We start from the raw sequence: 4,620 nt of genomic DNA, 5'->3' as shown, positions 1-4,620 counted from the left end.
GTGCTGTATCTGCCGATCATCGTGCTGGTCATCTATGCCTTCAACGCGGCGAGCTCGACCTCCGAATGGGGCGGCTTTTCGCTGAAATGGTTCCAGTCGGCATGGCAGAACACGCAGGTCGTCGATGCCACGCTGCGTTCCTTCCAGATCGGCTCCATTGCGGCGGTGCTCTCCACGATCTTTGCCACCATGGCGGCGCTCGCCACCACCCGCACCGCGTCCTATCCCGGCCTCACCTTCAAGTATGCGGCGATCAACCAGCCGCTGATGGTGCCCGAGATCGTCACCGGGGTGGCGCTGCTGATCTTCTTCTCGCGCATCAAGATCTTCACCGGTTATTCCGGCATCGGCTATCTGGTCGCCGCGCACACGGCGTTCTGCATTCCCTTTGCCTATTTGCCGATCCGGGCGCGGCTTGAGAATATGGACCTGACGCTGGAGCGTGCCGCAGCCGACCTCTACGCGACGCCCTGGAAGACGTTCCGGCGCATCACGTTGCCGCTTCTGTGGCCCGGCATCCTGGCCGGGCTGATGCTGGCCTTCGTCATCTCGCTCGACGACGTCGTCATCACCGAGTTCGTCAAATCGGGCGGCCAGGACACGCTGCCCACCTACATGCTCGGCCAGATCCGCCGCGGCATCACACCCGAGATCAACGCGATATCGACCGCCTTCCTGCTGCTCTCGGTTGCCATCGTCACGTTGTTTCTCTTCGTCAGCAGGAAACGAGACTGAACCGAAAAATGGGAGTTAAAACCATGAACTGGAAGACAACAGCAACCGCCATGGGGTTGGCGTTGCTCGCCTCGACGGGCCTGGCCCGCGCCGACGGCGTGCTCAACATCTACAATTGGGGCAACTACACCAGCCCCGACGTGATCAAGAAGTTCGAGGCCAAATACAACGTCAAGGTGACCATCACCGATTATGATTCCAACGACACCGCGCTTGCCAAGGTTCGCCAGGGCGGCACCGGCTTCGACATTGCGGTACCCTCGCAGACCTACGTGCCGATCTGGATCAAGGAAGGCCTTGTCCTGGAAACCGACCCCGGCAAGATGGAGAACTTCAAGAATGTAGCGCCCGAATGGGCCAACCCCGACTTCGATCCAGGCCGCAAATACTCGGTGCCGTGGGCGCTGGGCACGGTGGGCGTCGTCGTCAACACCGACGCCTACAAGGGACCGGCCGACAGCTGGGGCATCATCTTCAACACGCCGGACGAGCTGAAGGGCAAGGTCAACGTCGTTCCCGAGATGAATGACGTCATCTTCGCGGCGATCAAATATGTCGGCGGCCAGCAGTGCACGGACGACAAGGCGGTGCTGAAGAAGGTGCGTGACACGCTGGTCGCGGCCAAGCCGAACTGGATCGCCATGGAATACAACACCATCGAGAAGATGGGCGCCGGCGACTTCAAGGCAACCAGCGACTGGAACGGCTCGGCGCTGCGCCAGCGGCTGGCCAATCCGGCCATCCACTACAATTATCCAAAGGAAGGTTACGGCCTGTGGAGCGATAACGTGGTCGTTCTGAAGGAAGCCAAGAACGTCGACAATGCCAAGCTGTTCCAGAACTTCATCATGGATCCGGAAAACGCGGCGGGCCTGTCGGCCTTCCACCGCTATGCCAACGCCATCACCGGCTCGGACAAATACATGCCGGCCGACATGAAAGATGCGCCGGAAGTCGTCATTCCGGCCGCAGCGAAGCCACAGGGCGAATTCCAGAAGATGTGCGCGCCTGAAATCCAGGACATCTACACCAAGATCTGGACCGAACTGCAGAAGTAATCGCTGCATGACGGACCCGGCGGCACATGTCGCCGGGTCTTTCTTTTCCGGGAATGGCCTTTCATGGACTCCTATCGCAACAGCGATCCGCGGCCGCCGATCATGCAGGGCTCGCCGCCCGCCATGGTGCCGCCGAAGCTCGACTGGGACCGGCCGCCATGGAACCGCTGGGCGTTCCAGCACATCCGTGAAATTCTGCCGACCGCCGAAGTCTGGCGCGGCAACGGCCATCGCCGCCGTCTCGAACGCGCCGAGGTCGATCTTGACGGGCTGGCGGTCGAGGACAGCGAGGGCAAGCCGACGACACTCGCCGGGCTGCTCGACGAGACCTATACGGACGGTTTTCTGGTGCTCAAGGACGGCAAGATAGCCTATGAGCGCTATTTCAACGGCATGGGTGAGCGCACGCTGCACCTGTCGCAGTCGATGGCCAAGTCCGTCACCGGTTCGGTATTCGGCATACTGGTCGGGCGCCGCCTGATCGATCCGGCCAGGCCGGTCACGGATTATTTGCCGGAGCTCGGCGCCACCGGCTGGGCCGGCGCCAATGTGCAGCATGTGCTCGACATGACGAGCGGCGTGCGTTTCTCCGAGGAATATACCGACCGCTATTCCGACATCGGCCAGGTCGATGTCGCCACCGGCTGGAAGCCGGTGCCGCCGGGCAGCGATCCGGATTTTCGCTGGCCCTCGCACATGTTCGAGCTGATCCTGGGCTTGAAGGACACGATCCGCCCGCACGGGGCTCAATTCGAATACCGCTCGATCGAGACCGATGTGCTCGCCTTCATCATGGAGCGGGTGACAGGCAAACGGCTGCCGCAGCTGGTTTCGGAAGAGCTCTGGCAAAAGCTCGGCGCCGACGAAAGCGCCTGCTTCACCGTCGACAGCGCCGGCTATGCGGTGGCCGATGGCGGCTTCAATGCAACGTTGCGCGATTATGGCCGCTTCGGCCAATTGATCCTCGACAATGGTGGCGGCGTCGTGCCGGCCGGCTGGGTCGAGGACACGCGCAACGGCAGGCATGGGCCGGACTTCAGCCCCAGCCTGCCGGAGGGCAGCTATCGCAACCAGTTCTGGATCGAGGACCCGCGCTCGCGCGCACTGATGTGCCGCGGCGTGTTCGGTCAGATGATCCATATCGACTGGAACACCGGAATGGTCGTGGTGAAGCTTTCGACCTGGCCGGATTTCGCCAATGGTGCCTATTCCATAGCGACGCTGAAAGCCGTGCACGCTATCGCCACGGCACTTCGCTGAGCCTCCACAAAGAAGAAACGACCCGGAAGGAAACGCCATGACCGGCAAAACCGTGTTCGAGACCCGCTATGGCTTCCGGCGCAACCAGGTGGTGCTCGCCAATTGGCGCGAGAACCCGTTCAACCGGTGGTCGTTCCAGAATCTCGGCGAACTGGTGCCGACCGCCCGGGTGGCGGCGACGTCGGGCGTTGTCGAAATCCCCGTGCGCGATATGGGCGGCCTGCTCGGCGAGAAGGTCGCGATCGCCGGCACACCGGAGACGGTGGCTGATTTTCTCGCACGTTCGAGCACCGACGCACTGACGGTGATGAAAGGCGGCAGGATCGTCGGCGACTGGTTCGCGCCGCATATGGATTTCGGCGCCCGCCACATCATCTTTTCGATCAGCAAGTCGCTGACCGCCATCATTGCCGGCATACTAGAAGGCGAGGGGGTGTTCGACCCGGAAGCGCCGGTGACGGCCTACATCCCCGAAGCCGCCGGCTCGGCCTATGGCGATGCGAGCGTGCGGCATGTGCTCGATATGAGCGTCAGTCTCGATTTCGAGGAAGCCTATCTCGATCCGGAAAGTGCTTTCGCCCGCTATCGCCGTGCCACGCTGTGGAATCCGGGCGGCGGTACGGAGAGCCTGCGCGAATTCATCCTGACCCTGCAACGTCTTGCAGAGCCGCATGGCCAGACCTTCCGCTACCGCTCGCCGAATTCCGACCTGCTCGGCCTGCTGCTCGAGCGTGCGTCGGGCCAGCGGTTCACCGACCTGATGCGCGAGAAGCTGTGGCTGCCGCTCGGCGCTGTCAGCGAAGCCTCGATCGGCGTCGACATGGAAGGCACGGCGCGCACGGCCGGCGGCATTTCGGTGACGCCGCGCGACCTGGCGCGTGTCGGCGAGATGATGCGGCAAGGTGGCATGGCCAATGGCCGCCGCATCGTACCGGAAGCCTGGGTGCGCGACACGACCAGCACTGGCGGCAGTGCGGACGCCTGGCAGCGCGGCGCGATGCTGCCACTGTTTCCCAAGGGCCGTTACCGCAACAAATGGTACCAGACTGGACACGAGAACGGCGCCTATTGCGGCATCGGTATTCATGGCCAGTGGCTGTATGTCGATCCCAGGACCGAAGTGGTGATCGCCAAGATGTCGTCGCAGCCGGAGCCTGTCGACGATCCGCTCGATATCGAGATCGTCGCGTTCTTCGAGGCGCTGAGCCGGCTGATCTAGGCGCGCCGCGATCGCCACATTGGCGCACGCTTTCCTGTGGACCCGCCGGGCTGATCGAAGCGCGGCGGTTGGCGGGCCGGAGGTCTGCGCCTATGGTCGCCGCTCTTTGGATGAGAGCAGGAACGACATGGCATCCGACATCAAGCGCATTGCAGCCATCATCGCGGCCGAGATCAGCGCGCGGCCCGAACAGGCGGCCGCGGCGATCGAACTGCTCGATGAGGGCGCGACAGTGCCGTTCGTGGCGCGCTACCGCAAGGAAGTCACCGGCGGGCTCGACGACACGCAATTGCGCGATCTTGCCGAACGCCTTGCCTATCTGCGCGAGCTCGACGCGCGCCGCGACAC

At 63.0% G+C, this 4,620-nt stretch carries 5 protein-coding genes; all 5 read left to right on the top strand.

Going from position 1 to position 4,620, the window contains the following annotated elements:
- A partial coding sequence (locus tag EN884_RS26570) for an ABC transporter permease (protein ID WP_164895167.1) occupies positions 1-735 on the top strand: 735 nt, incomplete at its 5' end.
- Positions 736-758: 23 nt separating this feature from the next.
- A complete protein-coding gene (locus EN884_RS26565) occupies positions 759-1,793 on the top strand; it encodes an extracellular solute-binding protein (RefSeq protein ID WP_013529817.1) in 1,035 nt (344 codons plus the stop codon).
- Between the two features lie 63 nt (positions 1,794-1,856).
- Positions 1,857-3,053 (top strand): serine hydrolase, encoded by a 1,197-nt coding sequence (locus EN884_RS26560; RefSeq protein ID WP_024502675.1) that lies wholly within the window; start codon positions 1,857-1,859, stop codon positions 3,051-3,053.
- Between the two features lie 37 nt (positions 3,054-3,090).
- On the top strand, positions 3,091-4,272 hold the full coding sequence (locus EN884_RS26555; RefSeq protein WP_063168912.1) for a serine hydrolase: 1,182 nt from the start codon (positions 3,091-3,093) through the stop codon (positions 4,270-4,272).
- 127 nt (positions 4,273-4,399) lie between these two features.
- On the top strand, positions 4,400-4,620 hold a 221-nt coding region (locus EN884_RS26550), incomplete at its 3' end, for a Tex-like N-terminal domain-containing protein (protein WP_164895166.1).

The organism is Mesorhizobium sp. M7A.F.Ca.AU.001.01.1.1, assembly GCF_004022735.1.
Lineage (GTDB): Bacteria > Pseudomonadota > Alphaproteobacteria > Rhizobiales > Rhizobiaceae > Mesorhizobium > Mesorhizobium ciceri.
This window is presented reverse-complemented; position numbering and strand designations above follow the sequence as displayed.